This window comes from Streptomyces composti, from assembly GCF_012034205.1.
In the GTDB taxonomy this organism is placed as follows: Bacteria; Actinomycetota; Actinomycetes; order Streptomycetales; family Streptomycetaceae; genus Streptomyces; species Streptomyces composti.
The window spans coordinates 57,969-74,683 of sequence record NZ_JAATEM010000022.1 but is presented as its reverse complement, the minus strand read 5'-3'; the positions used below and the strand labels follow the sequence as shown (position 1 = coordinate 74,683).

At 73.2% G+C, this 16,715-nt stretch carries 12 protein-coding genes and 1 tRNA gene; 7 read left to right on the top strand and 6 right to left on the bottom strand.

The window, feature by feature from the left end; translation table 11 throughout:
- Nucleotides 1-88: 88 nt before the first annotated feature.
- Together HCJ93_RS18980 and HCJ93_RS18975 are read left to right on the top strand one after the other, a co-directional pair.
- Nucleotides 89-1,135: a LacI family DNA-binding transcriptional regulator gene (locus HCJ93_RS18980; protein WP_167996912.1), complete on the top strand. Its 1,047-nt coding sequence runs from the start codon at nucleotides 89-91 to the stop codon at nucleotides 1,133-1,135.
- 50 nt (nucleotides 1,136-1,185) lie between these two features.
- Entirely contained in the window at nucleotides 1,186-1,797 is a 612-nt protein-coding gene (locus tag HCJ93_RS18975; protein WP_206317631.1) for a TMEM175 family protein, read from the top strand.
- A gap of 3 nt (nucleotides 1,798-1,800) precedes the next feature.
- On the opposite strand, the gene HCJ93_RS18970 is transcribed toward HCJ93_RS18975, so the two are convergent.
- Nucleotides 1,801-2,961, bottom strand: a complete 1,161-nt coding sequence (locus HCJ93_RS18970) for a Gfo/Idh/MocA family protein (protein WP_167996911.1) — start codon at nucleotides 2,959-2,961, stop codon at nucleotides 1,801-1,803.
- A 151-nt stretch (nucleotides 2,962-3,112) separates the two neighbouring features.
- On the opposite strand from HCJ93_RS18970, the gene HCJ93_RS18965 reads away from it, so the two are divergent.
- A complete protein-coding gene (locus HCJ93_RS18965; RefSeq protein ID WP_167996910.1) occupies nucleotides 3,113-4,120 on the top strand; it encodes a LacI family DNA-binding transcriptional regulator in 1,008 nt (335 codons plus the stop codon).
- Nucleotides 4,121-4,162: 42 nt separating this feature from the next.
- Here HCJ93_RS18965 and HCJ93_RS18960 read toward each other — a convergent pair whose 3' ends face one another.
- Nucleotides 4,163-4,513, bottom strand: a complete 351-nt coding sequence (locus HCJ93_RS18960; RefSeq protein ID WP_167996909.1) for a cupin domain-containing protein — start codon at nucleotides 4,511-4,513, stop codon at nucleotides 4,163-4,165.
- Nucleotides 4,514-4,660: 147 nt separating this feature from the next.
- Between HCJ93_RS18960 and HCJ93_RS18955 the strand changes: the two genes are divergently transcribed.
- Nucleotides 4,661-4,734: transfer RNA gene (locus tag HCJ93_RS18955), tRNA-Pro, on the top strand.
- Nucleotides 4,735-6,186: 1,452 nt separating this feature from the next.
- Here HCJ93_RS18955 and HCJ93_RS18950 read toward each other — a convergent pair.
- Together HCJ93_RS18950 and HCJ93_RS18945 are read right to left on the bottom strand one after the other, a co-directional pair.
- Nucleotides 6,187-7,896, bottom strand: a complete 1,710-nt coding sequence (locus HCJ93_RS18950; protein WP_167996908.1) for a hypothetical protein — start codon at nucleotides 7,894-7,896, stop codon at nucleotides 6,187-6,189.
- Between the two features lie 193 nt (nucleotides 7,897-8,089).
- Nucleotides 8,090-10,657 carry a CHAT domain-containing protein gene (locus tag HCJ93_RS18945; RefSeq protein ID WP_167996966.1) on the bottom strand — a complete coding sequence of 856 codons (2,568 nt, stop codon included), beginning with the start codon at nucleotides 10,655-10,657 and terminating at the stop codon, nucleotides 8,090-8,092.
- A 169-nt stretch (nucleotides 10,658-10,826) separates the two neighbouring features.
- Between HCJ93_RS18945 and HCJ93_RS18940 the strand changes: the two genes are divergently transcribed.
- Genes HCJ93_RS18940 through HCJ93_RS18930 form a run of 3 tightly spaced genes read left to right on the top strand, consistent with a single transcriptional unit; the run spans nucleotide 10,827 to nucleotide 13,470 of the window.
- Complete coding sequence (locus HCJ93_RS18940) at nucleotides 10,827-12,257, top strand: S8/S53 family peptidase (RefSeq protein ID WP_167996907.1); 1,431 nt, start codon at nucleotides 10,827-10,829, stop codon at nucleotides 12,255-12,257.
- Nucleotides 12,258-12,316: 59 nt separating this feature from the next.
- Entirely contained in the window at nucleotides 12,317-12,892 is a 576-nt protein-coding gene (locus tag HCJ93_RS18935; RefSeq protein WP_167996906.1) for an RNA polymerase sigma factor, read from the top strand.
- A 5-nt stretch (nucleotides 12,893-12,897) separates the two neighbouring features.
- Nucleotides 12,898-13,470 carry a hypothetical protein gene (locus HCJ93_RS18930; protein WP_240967694.1) on the top strand — a complete coding sequence of 191 codons (573 nt, stop codon included), beginning with the start codon at nucleotides 12,898-12,900 and terminating at the stop codon, nucleotides 13,468-13,470.
- Between the two features lie 29 nt (nucleotides 13,471-13,499).
- On the opposite strand, the gene HCJ93_RS18925 is transcribed toward HCJ93_RS18930, so the two are convergent.
- Together HCJ93_RS18925 and HCJ93_RS18920 are read right to left on the bottom strand one after the other, a co-directional pair.
- Entirely contained in the window at nucleotides 13,500-14,306 is an 807-nt protein-coding gene (locus HCJ93_RS18925) for an N-formylglutamate amidohydrolase (protein ID WP_167996905.1), read from the bottom strand.
- A 149-nt stretch (nucleotides 14,307-14,455) separates the two neighbouring features.
- Nucleotides 14,456-16,675, bottom strand: coding sequence for an NADP-dependent isocitrate dehydrogenase (locus tag HCJ93_RS18920; protein ID WP_167996904.1), 2,220 nt, complete (start codon nucleotides 16,673-16,675; stop codon nucleotides 14,456-14,458).
- Nucleotides 16,676-16,715: the final 40 nt, after the last annotated feature.

The following is a 16,715-nucleotide window of genomic DNA, read 5'->3' as shown; positions in this document are numbered from 1 at the left end:
GGAGTGGCTCGGTTCTGTCATTCTTGTCAGTACAAACCCCTCGAACAACCAGCAGCGAGCCATCAAAAACCCCTCAGGGAGCCGGCGCATGGGACACCCCTTCCCGATCCGGGAGATCGCACGTCAGGCCGGGCTGAGCGAGGCCACCGTCGACCGGGTGCTCAACCACCGGGGCGGGGTGCGGGAGAGCACCGCGCGGGAGGTGCACCGGGCGATCGCCGACCTCGACCGGCAGCGCACCCAGGTCCGCCTGGTCGGCCGCACCTTCATGGTGGACATCGTGATGCAGGCCCCGGAGCGCTTCTCCACCGCCGTACGGGCCGCGCTGGAGGCCGAACTCCCCTCGCTGCACCCGGCCGTGGTCCGCTCCCGCTTCCACTTCCGGGAGACCGGCCCGGTGGCGGAGCTGACCGCGGTCTGCGACCGGATCGCCCGGCGCGGCTCCCAGGGCGTCATCCTCAAGGCCCCGGACGTCCCCGAGATGTCCGAGGCCGTGGCGCGCCTGGCCGCCGCGGGCATCCCGGTGGTCACCCTGGTGACCGATCTGCCCGCCAGCGCCCGCGTCGGCCACGTGGGCAGCGACAACCGCGCGGCCGGCGCCACCGCCGCCTACCTCATGGGCCAGTGGCTCGGCGGCCGTCCCGCCCATGTGCTCACCAGCCTCAGCAGCGGCTTCTTCCGCAACGAGGAGGAGCGCGAGATGGGCTTCCGCAGCGTGATGCGCGCCCGCCACCCCGAGCACACCCTGGTCGAGATCGCCGAGGGGCAGGGCCTGGACGCCGAACAGTACGACCTCGTACGCGCCGCCCTGGACCGGGACCCGCACATCCGCGCCGTGTACTCCATCGGCGGCGGCAATGTCGCGACCCTGCGCGCCTTCGAGGACGCCGGGCGCGTGTGCGAGGTCTACATCGCGCACGACCTCGACCACGACAACACCCGGCTGCTGCGCGAGCACCGCCTGTCCGCCGTCCTCCACCACGACCTCAGGCACGACCTGCGCGAGGCCTGCCACCTGGTGATGCGCGCCCACGGCGCCCTGCCGCCCGCCGGGCCCGTCCTGCCCTCCCCGATCCAGGTGGTGACGCCCTACAACATGCCGCCCGCCGCCCCGCCCCGGACACCCGCCGTCTGACGCCGTGTCACACCAGCCTCGGCGGGGAAACGCTGCTTAACGTCGTGCGCATGAGGAAACGCACCGCTGACGGCGGTCCCGAGCGACTGGTGGCGCTCGCCGACGGCGTCTTCGCCATCGCCATCACGCTGCTGGTCCTTGACCTCACCATGGAGCCGGGCCTGAGCGACGAGCAGTTCCACGAGGCCCTGCGCGAGCTGCTGCCCAACCTGGGCGCCTACGCGATCAGCCTGGTGGTGCTGGCCGGCTTCTGGCGCGACCACCGCATGCTGTTCAACTCCGTGCGGCAGGTCGACTCGCAGGTGATCACGCTGACCCTGCTCGGGCTGGGTCTCGCCGCGCTGGTGCCCTTCCCGACCGTCCTGGTCTCGGAGTACGCCCGCGAGAGCATCTCGGTCGTCGTCTACTCGGCGGTGGTCGCCGCCCTCGGCGCCGTCCACCTCGCGCTGCTGCTCCTGATCAGCAGGCGGCCCTGGCTGCGCAACGAGGAGGAGCAGCGGGGCGATGTGACCATCTCCGCGCTCGACATGGGCCTGACGGTGGCCGTGTTCGTCGTGACCATCCCGCTGGCGCTGGTCATCGGGTCCTCGGCCATGTGGTGGTGGCTGGTCCTGATCCCCGTCAAGGTCTGGCTGGGCAAGCGGGCCGAGGAGGCCCGCTGACCGTCACGCCCCCGCGACCGCGACCCAGCCGCCCTGCTGTGCCGACCGGATCATCGCGTCCAGCGCGGCCGCGCTGTGCACCGCGTCGGCGAGCGTGGCGCCGTGGGGCGTGCCCTCGGCCACGGAGCGCAGGAAACGGTGGGCCTCGATGACCTTCAGGTCGTCGTAGCCCATGGCGTTGGCCGCCCCCGGCTGGAACGCGCCGAACTCGCCGTCGCCCGGCCCCACGTACACGGTGCTCACCGGCTGGTCCTGGTAGGAGGTCCCGCGGCTCACGCCCAGCTCGTTCATCCGGCGGAAGTCCCAGAACACCGCCCCCTTGGTGCCGTGCACCTCGAAGCCGTAGTTGTTCTGCTCGCCCACCGACACCCGGCACGCCTCCAGCACTCCCCGGGCGCCCGAGGCGAACCGCAGCAGGCAGTTCACATAGTCCTCGTTCTCCACCGGGCCCAGCTCGCCGCCCGCGGCGCGGGAGTGGCCCGCCGTGGCGCCCACCGGACGGGCCCGCTCGGGCACGAACACCGCGGTGTCCGCGGCCAGGGACTCGATGTCCCCGAGCAGGAACCGGGCCAGGTCCGCGCCGTGCGAGGCCAGGTCGCCCAGCACCCCGCTGCCGCCCCGCTCCCGCTCGTACCGCCAGGTCAGCGCGCCCTCGGGATGGGCGGCGTAGTCGCTGAACAGCCGGAAGCGGACATGGGTGACGGCGCCGATCTCACCGGAGGCGATCAGCTCCCGGGCCGCTTCCACCGCCGGAGCGTTGCGGTAGTTGAAGCCGACCGCGCCCTGCACACCCGCCTTCGCCGCCGCGTCGGCCACCGCGCGGGCGTCCTCGCTGGTCAGGCCCACCGGCTTCTCGATCCAGATGTGCTTGCCCGCCTCGGCCATGGCCACGCCGATCTCCCGGTGCAGGAAGTTCGGCGCGGTGATGCTGACCGCCCGCACCCGCGGATCCGCGGCCACCTCGCGCCAGTCCCGGGTCGTGGAGGCGAACCCGAACTGCGCCGCGGCCTCCTCCGCCCGGCCGGGCACCTCCTCCGCCACGGTCACCAGTTCCGGGCGCACGGCGAGCTGCGGGTAGTGGTGCCGCACCCGCGCGTACGCCTGGGTGTGCACCCGCCCCATCCAGCCGAATCCCACGACGGCGACACCGAGCGTATCCACCATTGAGCGCCTTCCCTGGCTTGCCGGGCTTCCTCGGGCCGCTGTTTGGACCGTTCCAGAAGCTGTCCACGCCACAGTGGAGGCCGCTCGGCCGCTCTGTCAAGGCCCTGCGGAGGCTTTGACAGGGCGGTCCGTGGCATGGAACGGTCCATCCATGAGACCGCCGACGATCCGCGACGTGGCCGAACGGGCCGGGGTGTCCAAGTCGCTGGTCTCGCTGGTGCTGCGCGGCTCCGACCAGGTGCGCCCGGAACGGCGCGAGGCCGTGCTGCGCGCCGCCCGCGAGCTCGGCTACCGGCCCAACGCCGCAGCCCGCAGCCTCAGCGAGCGGCGCACCCGCACCGTCGGCGTCCTCCTCAACGATCTGCGCAACCCCTGGTTCGTCGATCTGCTCGACGGCCTCAACTCCCTGCTGCACGCCGGCGGCCTGCGCATGCTGCTCTCCGACGCCCGCCTCAACCGCCGCACCGGGCAGGACCCGGCCGACCCCCTGCTGGATCTGAGGGTGGACGGGCTGGTCGTGGTCGGCACGCTGCCCGACCCGGCGGCGCTGGAGCCGGTCGCCGCCCGCATCCCGGTGGTGCTGGCGGGCGCCCGGGAGGAGGTGCCGCCCGGCGTGGACGTGGTCGCCGGCGACGACGAGCACGGCGTCCGCCTGGTCACCGAGCACCTGATCGGGCTCGGGCACCGGCGCGTCGCGCACATCGCCGGATACGGGGCCGTGGGCGAGCTGCGCCGGCGCAGCTTCGAGGAGACGATGCGCCGGCACGGTCTGGCCGACGGGGCGCTGGTGACGCCGGGCGACATGACCGAGGAGGGCGGCTACCGCGCCGCCGTCCGGCTGCTGAGCCGCGCCGACCGGCCCACCGCGATCCTCGCCGTGAACGACATCGCCTGCGTCGGCGCCCTGTCCGCGGCCGGCGAGCTGGGCCTCGACGTCCCCGGGGACGTCTCCGTGGCCGGCTACGACAACACCGGCCTCTCCCGGCTGCGCCACCTGTGGCTGACCACCGTGGACAACGCGAGCCACGAGGTGGGCCGCCGCGCCGCCCGCTGCCTCCTGGACCGCCTGGAGTCACCCGGCGGGCCGGGCGGACTCCACCTGGTCGGACCGGCGCTGCAGATCCGCGGAACCACGGCGGCCCCCGGCGGTACGGGGTAGCTCCCCCGCGGCAAGGGCCGGTGCGGCCGGCCCCGGACGGTCTCAGCCGAAGTGGATGTCGTACGCCTTGCGCAGGGTCTCGTGCACGGTCCAGGTGGTCCGGTCGCCCTCGCGCAGCACGGCCATGTCGCCGGGGCCCACGTGCAGCGTCGGACCGTTCTCCACCTCGATGGTCGCCGAGCCGCTGATCACCACGAACAGCTCGTCCGCCTCGGTGTCGGTGACGACCCCGGGGGTGATCTGCCAGATGCCCCGGATCCGCTTGCCGTCCGGCGACTCCCAGACGACCTTGCCGGTCACCTCCGGCGAGCCGGAGACGATCTGCTCCGGAGCGAGCGGCTCGGGGGAGAGCTCGGCGTCGGGGATGTGGACGATGAAGCTGGACTGGGTCATGTGGCGACGGTAACCGGTGCCGGCGCGCACACAGGGGCGACAGAGTGCGCGGAATCGGACGCCGGGGCCCGACACAACGTCGTGTTCCACTCCCGCGGATGTTGTAGGGTTGACCTGCGCGTTCGCCGGGGCGTCCCGGCCGCGCGACGGGACGTGGCGCAGCTTGGTAGCGCACTTGACTGGGGGTCAAGGGGTCGCAGGTTCAAATCCTGTCGTCCCGACGGGCGAGCGAGTCGCCAGAACTCGGACGAAGGGCCCGTCTCACTCCGGTGAGACGGGCCCTTCGTGCTGTCCGCGGGGCCGGCCGTGGGCCGGACGGGGGAGTCGCGCATGCAGCGGACCCATGCCGGACCGAGCCTGGGATCATGAGCATCCGTCCCTGGGTGAGGGTCGGGCCTCCGGACAGCCGGGGCCTGCGCCGCATCGTCGTGGGCAGCGAGACCGTGGGCAGCGTCTGGTCCCTGACCGAGCTGCGGCGCCTGCTCACCCGCCTGGGATACCCGGAGAACCTGGACCTCGACGACCCCGGCCAGGTGTTCTGGAGCGGCGGCGGCAGCAGCACCTGGCCCGACCGCCCGTGGCGCCGGCGCGCCACCACCGTCCTGATGACCGCCGGGATGCTCGCCTCCACGATCCTGCACATGCTGATCGGCTGGCCGGACGCCCTCGGCGCGCTCACCTTCGCCCAGCGGGTCACCGGAGCCGTGTTCGTGCTCTCCGCCGTGGTCCTGGGCGCGGCGACCGTGGCGGCGGTGGACCACTGCGGGCGGCGGCGCAGCAGAGCCTCCGGGGCGCTGGTGCTGCTGGGGACGCTGATCACGCTGGCCACCACCGGCCTGCTGCTGTTCATGTGGTTCGAGGAGACGGAGTTCACGCCGTATCTGCTGATCTTCGCGCCGCTGTGGTGCTGGGCCATGTGGGCGCTGTGGCTCCTGGTCAGGGAGCGCGCCTGGCAGGCGCTGCCCCGGCCCAGAACCTTCGCCGCCGGTGTGGTGGTCACGGCGCTGCTGTCCGCGGTGAGCCTGGCGTACTCGACCATGTACCAGCCGGTGTCGGCGCCCGTGCACATCGCCCTGAAGGCCGAGTTCGGCACGCCACGGCCCGACCCCAGGCACCCCTATGTGCACGTGCCGCTGAAGCTCTCCATGAAGAACGACGGGGGCATCCCGGCCTACGTCCTCATCGACGACTACTCGGTCTACGGGCGGACCGCCGAGTACGGCAGCGGGAGCGACCGGGTCAGGGAGTGGCGCAAGAGCCTGGACGCGGCGGGGGCCGGCGAGGCCGAGCGCTATGTGGACCAGCTGCAGTACACCCCGATCAGCAGCGGGCTCTTCTACCGTCCCGGCGACTCGCTGGACGTGGGGCAGCGGTTCGAGCTGCAGCGCGTCGTCCAGATCCCCAGGAACGCCGAGTTCGACGAGATCAACGTCTTGCTCCAGGTCACCTTCATGAGGAAGGACCGGGGCAGGATCGACGCGCGGGAGCTGCGCCAGGTGCACCGGTCCTGGGACCGGAGCAGCCCGCACTACTGCGCGGTGGAGGAGTGCGGGGAGCAGCTGGTCTTCCACGGCCGGGTGCGGCACAACAACAACCTCATCAATGTGACCCGCACCCCGAGGTACGTGACGGCGGTCTGGGCGCCGGACCAGTCACCCCGGTACTCCGTCTCGTCATTCCACTTCCGGGGGCCGGTCGCCCGGTCGGAGGAGAGGAGGGAGGACACCCGGTACGGCGTGGCCACCACGCATGTCGACATGTCGGTACCCGTCGTCGAGCTGCTGGGCGGAGCCGGTGAGTGACGCCGGCTGCCGTCCCTGCGCCGCCACCTCCTGGGCCAGGGCGAACCAGGTGCCCGTCCCGACCCCCTGCCCGTCGAGGAGCCGGGACGACTGCAGGCACTGCAGTCCCGGGGTGCCGATCGTCGCGATGAGATCGCTCGCCGGTACCACCTCTTCGGCGAGCCGGCTGATGAGCCGTGCGATCTCGAACCGGGCCTCGTCGTGCTCGTCGTTGCGCAACTGGGCGTACACCTCGAGGGCGGCGGGCTCGGCCCGTTCGGACTTCCAGTAGTCCTTGACGCCCTTCTCGGCCCAGCCCGCGGGGCCGATCTGCCCGAGCTCACCCGCGAGCTTCCGGTCGGAGACCGATGCGAACACGGCGTCGGTGCACCGTTCGGCGGCCTCGCCGAGGCCCGTGTCGGGCAGACCCCGGGCCACGGCCTCCTCCCCGAGCAGCTTCTTCAGCCGGCGCAGCTGCTCGTTCAGCTCCTTGCGCGCCTCGGCCCGCTCCTCCCCGGACCTGGTGGGGTCGTTGGCCTCCTCCAGGGCCCTGCTGCCCTCGTCCGTGGCGTCGGCCAGGTCCTTGCGCGTCCCGTCGGAGGTCTCGGACTGGGCGATGGTGCTCAGGCCGACCCCTATCCGGCCGGCGGGCCGGAGCCCTTGCCTCGGGGCACCCGTCAGAAGCGCCTTCGGCTCGCCGTCCATCGTCAGAGCGCCGGTCAACTGCCGTATGGTGCGCGCCAGACGCTGCCGCACATCCTCCGGCGTGCCGGGATCGGCGATCAGCTCGAGAACGGCCGCCGACCGGCGCAGGACCACCACCGCCATGGCCCGCTGCTCGGGCGGCACCTCGGGGTCGCCGGCCACGTCCAGGGCGGAGACCAGCCGCCTGACGGCGGCGACGAGGTCCTTGCGGACGTCACCGGGGATGCCGGAGGCATTGATCGTCTTCAGGACGCCGGCGAGTTCCCGGGCGGTCCCGACGATCCCCTCCCGCTCCTGCGGCGAGGTGCGGGCGCTCGAGGTCTTCTCCAGAAGAGACGTCAACTGCTCGACACTGGCCGTGAGTTCCCCGGGCGCCTCGGCGGCGAGGTTCCTCAGTTCCTCGGTCACCTCGTCGACTTCCCGCTTCTGCTCCGCCACGGCGGCGGCCGCCGTCCGCGTGCCGTCCTTCTTCTTTCCGTCCTGATCGTCCCCGTCGGACCCTCCGTCGTCCCCGCTGTCCCCGTCCCCTCCGCCGTCCCTTTCTCCGTCCTTCTTCTCCTCGTCGCCGTCGCCCCCGGTGGTCCCCCCGTCGTCCCCCGGACCGACCTCGCCCTCGTCCGAAGAACCGTCGGAGGGGCTGGTGGGGCCGGGGTCGGTGTCCGGCGGATCCGCTGTGCCGGAGGGTGTGGCGGGCGGCGGTTCGGTGCTGTCGGCCTCCGCCGGCGGCTCGTCCGCGGACGGTGGCGGCGCCGTCCGCGCGGATGCGCCGCCGGCGGCGCTCCCTTCCGCCGCCGGAGCCGCCAGGGCCGTCGTGACGCCCGCCGGCAGCGCGAGCACCGCGGCCACCGCGGATGCGCAGACCCGGTATGTGACAGGCCGGCGGGAGGAGATGGCCATGGCGGTTCCCGATGCGTTCTGCGGTGTGCTGCGCGTCCTCGCGGGCGATGGCCCCTGCGGGCGTCGGCCTTCGCGGGCGGCGCTGCGACGGGACGCGAGACGAGGGCCGGGCGGCGCAATGCCGTTACATCTCCACTGTTCACCCGCACGCCGCCCTCCGCAACGCGAGGCGGCCGGGGCCCGGGACGGGGCGTCAGGCCGCCCCGAACGCCGTGAACGCCCAGCCCGTCGCCTGGTGCACCGCGTCGCCCGGCAGGGCGGCCCGCGCGTCGCGCAGGGCCTCGGCCAGGGACAGGCCCGCGCCGAGGCCCTTGTGCAGGGCCAGCATCAGCGGGACCACCGCCGCGTCGTTGACCGGGGCGCTGCACGCCACCACGCCCGCGGTGCCGAGCGGCAGCAACGCGGTGACCAGCCCGAGGAGTTCGTCCGCGCCGACGGCGGCGAAGCGGGCCGTGTCGCAGCAGGACAGGATGATGCGGTACGGGCTGCGGTCCAGGCGCTCGAAGTCGTGCACGATGAGCGGCCCGTCCTCCATCCGCAGAGAGGAGAACATCGGCCCGTCTGCGCGGAACGCGCCGTGCGCCGCGATGTGGGCCAGCGCCGCACCGTCCAGCTCCGCGAGCACCCGCGGCACCGTCGCACCGTCGTGCTCCAGGACGGTGGCGGCGCCGTAGCGGTCCGCCAGTTCGGGCACCTCCGCACCTCCGGTCGCGAGCCCCGGGCCGCGCACCAGCACCTGCCGGCCCCCGGGCGGCGGCACCGTCCGCTTCGCGCGCAGCCAGCTGCTCGCCGACGGCGACACACTGAGCACCCGGTCCCGCAGGGACGGCAGCAGCGCCCACGGCACCCGGTGCAGCCGCCCCGGCGGCACGATCACCAGCGGGCCGCCGCCCAGGTGCTTTGCCGCCGGGCCGAGCAGCAGCTCCTCCAGGCGCCGCCCCGCGGCCTCCACCAGCGGCAGCCGCGCCGCCGCCCCCGGATGCGCCAGCCGTCTCAGCCCCGCCTGGACGTGCTCCGCCTCGGTCTCCGCCGCCGTGAGCAGCCCCGCCTCGAACCGCCGCACCCGGCCCCGCGCGCACACCAGCACCTGCACCCGGCCGTCCAGTACGGCGAGTTCCACCAGCGTGCTGTCGTCGCCCAGATGCCGCAGCAGGGTGCCCACGTCGAACCGGTCGCCGTCGCCCGCCGCCTCGCCGCGCATGTGCAGGGTACGGGAGCGGATCTCCCGCTCCAGGCGGCGCTGTTCGCGTTCCAGCGCGGGCACGGGCCGGCCCTCCTGGCGGGCCTCCTCGGCGCGGGCGGCGATCTCCCGGTAGGCGGTCATACCGCTGAGCAGCGCCGGGTCGGCCGGCGGCCGGGTGGGCGGGGCGGACAGGACGGTGGCCCGCCAGCGCTCGCTCCACACCAGCAGCCGCCGCGGACCGCCGGAGGCCAGGCAGGCCTGCTGCGCCAGCGCCGCCAGCTCGGCGCCCTGCGCGGTGGCGCGGGCACGCAACTCCGAGGCGCCCAGCGTCATCCGGTGGTCGTCGAGCACGTCGAGGCCGCGCCGGCAGGCCTCCAGCACGCCCCGTGCGGAGCCGGCCGCCCGGGCGCGCAGCGCCTGCGCCGCCCAGCCGGTCATCCGGGCCAGCGGGGGACCGCCGCGCCGGCTGCGGGCGGCGACGGCGAGGTGCCGTTCCGCCTCCTCCGCCCGGCCGAGCTCCAGGGCGATCCGTCCGGCGAGCAGATAGGCCTCCGGCGCGGCCGGGGCGCCCAGCGCCGTCAGCTGCCCGGCCACCGCCGCCGCGGCCGCCACCAGCCGCCCGGAGCGGCGGCCCGCGGCGTGCCGGGCCTCGGTCAGCACCAGCCGCGCGTGCGCCTCCCACCAGGCGCGGTGCTGGCGGGCGAACAGCCGCACCGCGAGCCCCGCGCGGTCCGTCGCGGTGTGCGGGTCGCCGGCCAGCCGGGCCGCCCGCGCCGCGGCCAGCAGCAGCTCCGCCTTGCGGGTGGACTGCCCGCCGATCCCGTCCAGCACCTTGATCGCGGCGTCCGCCTCGGCCAGTGCCTCGGCGGCGAGACCGGCCGCCATCAGCACCTCGCAGCGGCGGATGCTCAGCATGAACGTCGGCGTGCCGAGCTTGGCGTAGCGTTCCTCCGCCTCGTCGAGCAGCCGCAGCGCGGCCGGGACGTCACCTGCGCGGAACGCCGCAAGGCCCCGGCTCTCCACCGCGTCCGCCTTGTCGTGCTCCTGTCCCGTGGTGTCCCACAGCGCTTCGGCCGCGGTGAAGTCCGCGTCCGCCCGGTCCACCGCGCCCAGCGCCAGATGCACCGTCGCCCGCAGGGTCAGCGCCCGCGCGGTCCAGATCACGTCACCGGCCTGGCGCAGCACGGGGATCGCCCGCCGCACGTCCTCCAGGGCCTCCCGGTGGTGCCCCAGCACCCACCAGGAGTACGCCCGCCTGAACAGCACCCGCGCCCGGGTGTGCCCGGTGCCGCGCTCCACGCCCCGGCCGAGGGCGTCCATGCCCTGCCGGGTCCGCCCGGCGTGCACCAGCGCGACCCCGAGGGTGGCCAGGACGTCCGCCTCCCGCTCGGCGGAACCGGCGCGCGCCGCCCAGTCCCGGGCCCGGCGCAGATGCCGCAGCGCAAGCCGCAGATCGCCGAAGTCCCGCTGCCAGATGCCGATGACCTGGTGGGCGACGGAGGCGTGCAGCGGCGCGGGCCGCCCGGCCAGCACCCGGCGTGCCCCGGCCAGGGCCTCCTGGGGCGCGGCGAACACCATCGGAAGCAGTTCCTGCACCGCGTCGTCTCCCGCAGTCACCCCACGGATGGTAGTGCTCCGCAACCGCGGCCCACAGATTCGACGTTGTATCAAACGGCCGCCCGCCGGCTCTGATTGACGAAAAGCCCGGCGGCCGTCATGCCGCCGTCGCCCCTGCGGAGGACATCTCATGGCACCACAGCGATTCCGCGAGCAGTTCGCCCAGATCCAGCGCTCGATGCCCGACGTCCCCCTGGCGATCGGCCCCGACGACGCGGGCCAGTTTTTCTACGAGAAGGGCGTCGTGCTCGCCCGCGACGGCGAGGACGCCCGCATCGTCGAGGACACCGTGCGGCAGCACTTCGCCACGTTCGCGGGACTCCCCGCCGACCGGGTGGAGCGGGTGAGCCCGGAGACCAACCGCTCCGGCATCACCCGGATCCGGGTCGCCGACCCGGGGGAGGGCGACGGCAGCGGCGACCCGGCGGTCGCGAACGCCCTGCGGGCGCTCACCGCGACCGAGGGCCGGGCCGGACGCCGGCTGATCAGCCGCAACCACGTGGTGCACATCGCCGTCAATGCCTGCCCGGGCGACGAACCGGTGCCCGTCCCCGCCTCCGGACAGCCCAACCCGGCCCCCGCGGAGGGCCCGCACGACCCCGGCACCGCCGTGGGCGTGCTGGTGATCGACACCGGGCTGATGCACGACTACCGCTCCTACCCGCCACTGGCCCACACCCGCGGCGACGCCCAGGTCCAGGAGTGCGACGAGGACGGCGTGCTGCGGCAGTACTGCGGCCACGGCACGTTCATCGCCGGTCTCGTCGCCGCCGTCGCCCCCCACACCGAGATCACGGTGCGCAATACGCTCAACGACGCCGGCGCCGTCCTGGAGTCCGAGTTCGGCGAGAAGCTCTTCGAGGCCGTCGAACGGGACGGCTGGCCCGACATCATCAGCCTCTCGGCCGGCACCGCCAACGGCCGCACCGACGGACTGCTCGGCGTCGACGCGTTCATGGAGGAGCTGCGCGAGCGGCACACCCTGCTGGTCGCCGCCGCGGGCAACAACGCCGGCGCCATGCCGTTCTGGCCCGCCGCCTACGCCACCCTGCCCGGCTACGAGAACGCCGTGCTGTCGGTGGGCGCGCTGCGCAGCGACGGCGAGTACGGCGCCTGCTTCACCAACCACGGCCCCTGGGTGCGGGTGTACGCGCCGGGCGAGCGCCTGACCGGTCCGCTCACCGGATTCGACACCCCCGTGCCGTACGTGTACCAGCACTCCACCTACGAGGAGTGCCGCTACGGCTTCTCCTACGCCTGCACCTGCAGCCACCCGCGGCACACCGGCGTGCTCAGCGAGGAGAACGGCTCGGCCAAACCGGACCAGGTGATGTTCGAGGGGCTGGCCCAGTGGAGCGGCACCTCCTTCGCGACCCCGGTCGTGGCCGGACTGATCGCGGCGCACATGACCGCGCAGGCGGAGACCGACCCGCGCAAGGCCCGGCGGCAACTGCTGGACGCGGTCACCGAGTTCGCCGAGGTCCGCGGCGCCCGCGTTCCCGCGCTGCTGCCGCCGACCTGGCGGCCTGCGCCGGTCGTGCAACCGTCCGCCCGCCCATGAGGACCGGAACGCTCCCCTCCGCGGCGTACGATGACGTGTCGTACACGAGGGGTGGGACCGTGGACCGTACTGATGTCGGCGCGTTGGTCCAGTCCGCCGCCGACGGGGACGCGGCGGCCTGGAAGGCGATCGTGGAGGGGCTCGGCCCCCTGGTCTGGTCGGTGGTGCGCGCCCATCGGCTCTCCGAGGCGGACGCGCACGAGGTCAGTCAGACCGTCTGGTTCCGCTTCGCCCAGCATCTGGGCCGGCTCAGGGAACCGGACAAGGCGGGCGCCTGGCTGGCCCGCACGGCACGGCACGAGTGCCTGAAGGTGATCCGCAACCAGCGGCGGCTGACGCTGACCGACGATCCGCTGCTGCTTGACCGGGTGAGCGAGGAGGGCGTACCCGAACAGGCGCTGCTGGAGCAGGAGGAGGCGGCCGCGCGCAACGAGCGGGTGCGGCGGCTGTGGCAGGAGTTCGAGGAACTGGGCGAGCGCTGCCGCCAGTTGCTCAGGGTGCTGATCGCCTCCCCGCCGCCCAGCTATCAGGAGGTGTCCGCCGCGCTCGGTATCGCGGTGGGCAGCATCGGACCCTTGCGCCAGCGCTGCCTGCGCCGGCTACGGGCCCGGCTCGAATCACGGGGGACAGCGTGAACGGCATGGACGACGCACTCAACGGCGAAGGCTTCGACGGCGAGGAACTCCACGGCGAGGAAGTCCGCGGCGAGCCGGACGGCGAGCCCGGCGGCGCGTTCGACGGGCAACTCGGCGACGGACCCGCCGGCGGGGAACCGGACGACGGCTTCACGACGGCGCTGGAGGAGGAGCTGCGGCAGGCCGCCGCGGTCCTGGACCCGATGCCGCCGGAGCTGCTGCAGATCGCGGTCGACGCCTACGCCCTGCACGACCTCGAGGCCCGGGTGGCGGAGCTGACCTTCGACTCACTGGTCGACGCGCTGCCGGTGAGGGGCGTGACGGACGCGCCCCGGATGCTCACCTTCACCGCGGGCGAGGTCACGGTGGACGTCGAGGTCACCTCCGAGGGCCTGCTCGGCCAGTTGCTGCCGCCCCGCCCGGCCGGCATCGAGATCCTGAGCGGACCGCAGCCCGGCACCCCGGTGACGGTCGACGAGATGGGCCGCTTCACGATTGACCGCCCGCCCTCCGGCCCCTTCGCACTCCGTCTGCGCACCGGCTCGGACGTCATCACCACGGAGTGGCTGCGGGCCTGAGCCGGGCCCGTGCCCGCCTCATCCGCCGGTCAGCGCGAGACCGCGTCCACCAGCTCGGCCAGGGCCGAGACGAGGCCGCCCAGGCCCCCGCCGGCGGGGCCGCCCGGCTCGGTCATGTAGGTGTCCCGGCGGATCTCCACCATCAGCGCCGTGACCTCCGGCCGCCGGCGGTGGAACTCCAGCGGCACATAGGCGCCCGCGAACGGGCTGTCCAGGCCCGTGTCCCCGCAGGGGGCGAAGGCCCGCCGTGCGGCGTCGAGCAGCTCGGGCGGGGTGTGGAAGGAGTCGGTGCCCAGGCAGACGGCGGGGCGCGGTCCGTCGCCGTGCAGCTCGTAGGGGAGCGGTGCGCTCGGGTAGGAGTGCACATCGATGATCACGGCGCGGCCGGTGGCGGCGAGACGTCCGGCGACCGCCTCCGTCATGGCCTCGGCGTAGGGCCGGAAATAGCGCTCGATCAGCGGGGCGGGGTCGAAGTCCTCGTCCCGCAGCATGTCCTTGTGCGTGGTCCGCGTGTACACCGCCCCCATGCCCACCGCCAGCATCTCCTCCCGCTCGTCCGGGAAGCGCTCGGGGTCGACCACCAGCCGGGACAGCCGGTTCTCGAACCGCCAGGGGGTGAGGCCGGCCGCGCTCGCGGCCTCCTCGGCGAGCCGGGCGGTGTGCGCGTCGGTGATGTGGTCCAGCTCCCGCTCCAGCTCCGCATCGTCCAGCACGATCCCGGCCCGGACCGCGTCCGGTATCGCCCGCGCCGAGTGCGGCACATGAAGGATCACGGGCGAGTCGCCGGCGCCGGGAAGCAATGCGAAGGACGCGAAGGACGGGGGGACATCGGTCATACGGGCGCTCCAGGGTCGTGGTCGGTGCCGCACCGGAAGATCACCGTGCCACACGCCGCTGACAGTGCCGCAACGGACGGGCGCCCCGGCTCCGCGGGGACGGAGACGGGGCGCCCGGTCACTGCCCGTGTGACGACCGGCTTGCGGCGTCAGGCCAGCGAGGCCAGGGCCTGGTTCCAGGTGGCCGACGGGCGCATGACCGCGGAGGCCTTGGCCGGGTCCGGCTGGTAGTAGCCGCCGATGTCGGCCGGCTTGCCCTGGACGGAGATCAGCTCGTCGACGATCTTCTGCTCGTTGGCCGTGAGTGTCTCGGCGAGCGGGGCGAAGGCCTTGGCCAGGTCCGCGTCCTCGGTCTGGCGGGCCAGCTCCTGCGCCCAGTACAGCGACAGGTAGAAGTGGCTGCCGCGGTTGTCGATGCCGCCGAGGCGACGGGTCGGCGACTTGTCCTCGTTGAGGAAGGTCGCCGTGGCGCGGTCCAGGGCGTCCGCCAGGACCTTGGCCTTGGCGTTGCCGGTGACCTTCGCGTACTGCTCCAGGGACGGCACCAGCGCGAAGAACTCACCGAGGGAGTCCCAGCGCAGGTAGTTCTCCTTGATCAGCTGCTGGACGTGCTTGGGCGCGGACCCGCCGGCGCCGGTCTCGAACAGGCCGCCGCCCGCCATCAGCGGGACGATCGACAGCATCTTGGCGCTGGTGCCCAGCTCCAGGATCGGGAACAGGTCGGTCAGGTAGTCGCGCAGCACGTTGCCGGTGACCGAGATGGTGTTCTCGCCGCGGCGGATGCGCTCGACCGACAGCTTGGTCGCCTCGACCGGGTTGAGGATCCGGATGTCCAGGCCCTCGGTGTCGTGCTCCGGCAGGTACTGCTTGACCTTGGCGATCAGGTTGGCGTCGTGGGCGCGGGTCTCGTCCAGCCAGAAGACGGCCGGGTCGCCCGTGGCGCGGGCGCGGGTGACGGCCAGCTTCACCCAGTCGCGGATCGGGGCGTCCTTGGTCTGGCAGGCGCGGAAGATGTCGCCGGCCGAGACGGCCTGCTCGAGGACCACGTTGCCGTTGGTGTCCACCAGGCGGACGGTGCCGGTGGTGGGGATCTCGAACGTCTTGTCGTGGCTGCCGTACTCCTCGGCCTTCTGCGCCATCAGACCGACGTTCGGCACGGAGCCCATGGTGGCCGGGTCGTAGGCGCCGTTGGCGCGGCAGTCGTCGATCACGGCCTGGTAGACGCCGGAGTAGGAGGAGTCCGGCAGCACCGCCAGGGTGTCGTGCTCCTGGCCGTCCGGGCCCCACATGTGGCCGGAGGTGCGGATCATGGCGGGCATGGAGGCGTCGACGATGACGTCCGAGGGCACGTGCAGGTTGGTGATGCCCTTGTCGGAGTCGACCATGGCCAGGTCCGGGCCCTCGTTGAGCTCGGCGTCGAAGGAGGCCTTGATCTCCTCGCCCTCGGGCAGGTTCTCCAGCCCCTTGTAGATGCCGCCCAGACCGTCGTTCGGGCTCAGCCCGGCCGCGGCGAGCTTGTCGCCGTACTTGGCGAACGTCTTCGGGAAGAAGGCGCGCACCACGTGGCCGAAGATGATCGGGTCGGAGACCTTCATCATCGTGGCCTTCAGGTGCACGGAGAACAGCACGCCCTCCTGCTTGGCGCGGGCGACCTGCTCGGCCAGGAACTCGCGCAGCGCGGCGACCCGCATCACGGCGGCGTCGACGACCTCACCGGCCTGCACGGGCACGGACTCGCGCAGCACGGTGGTGGAGCCGTCGTCGCCCTTCAGCTCGATGCGCAGCGAGCCGGCCTCCTCGATGACGACCGACTTCTCCGTGGAGCGGAAGTCGTCCACGCCCATCGTCGCCACGTTGGTCTTGGAGTCGGGGGACCAGGGGCCCATGCGGTGCGGGTGGGTCTTGGCGTAGTTCTTCACCGAGGCCGGGGCGCGGCGGTCGGAGTTGCCCTCGCGCAGCACCGGGTTCACCGCGGAGCCCTTGACCTTGTCGTAGCGGGCGCGGATCTCGCGCTCCTCGTCGGTCTTCGGGTCGTCCGGGTAGTCCGGCAGCGCGTAGCCCTTGCCCTGGAGCTCCGCGATCGCGGCCTTGAGCTGCGGGATGGAGGCCGAGATGTTCGGCAGCTTGATGATGTTGGCCGCGGGCGTCTTGGCCAGCTCGCCCAGCTCGGCGAGGGCGTCCGGGATGCGCTGGTCCTCGGTCAGGTACTCCGGGAACACGGCGATGATGCGCCCGGCCAGCGAGATGTCACGCGTCTCCACGGTGACACCCGCCTGCGAGGCGTACGCCTGGACCACCGGCAGGAAGGAATACGTCGCCAGGGCCGGGGCCTCGTCAGTGTGCGTATAGATGATGGTCGAGTCAGTCACCGGGTGCTCCGCTCCACGTCTGCAACATTGCTCGACATCA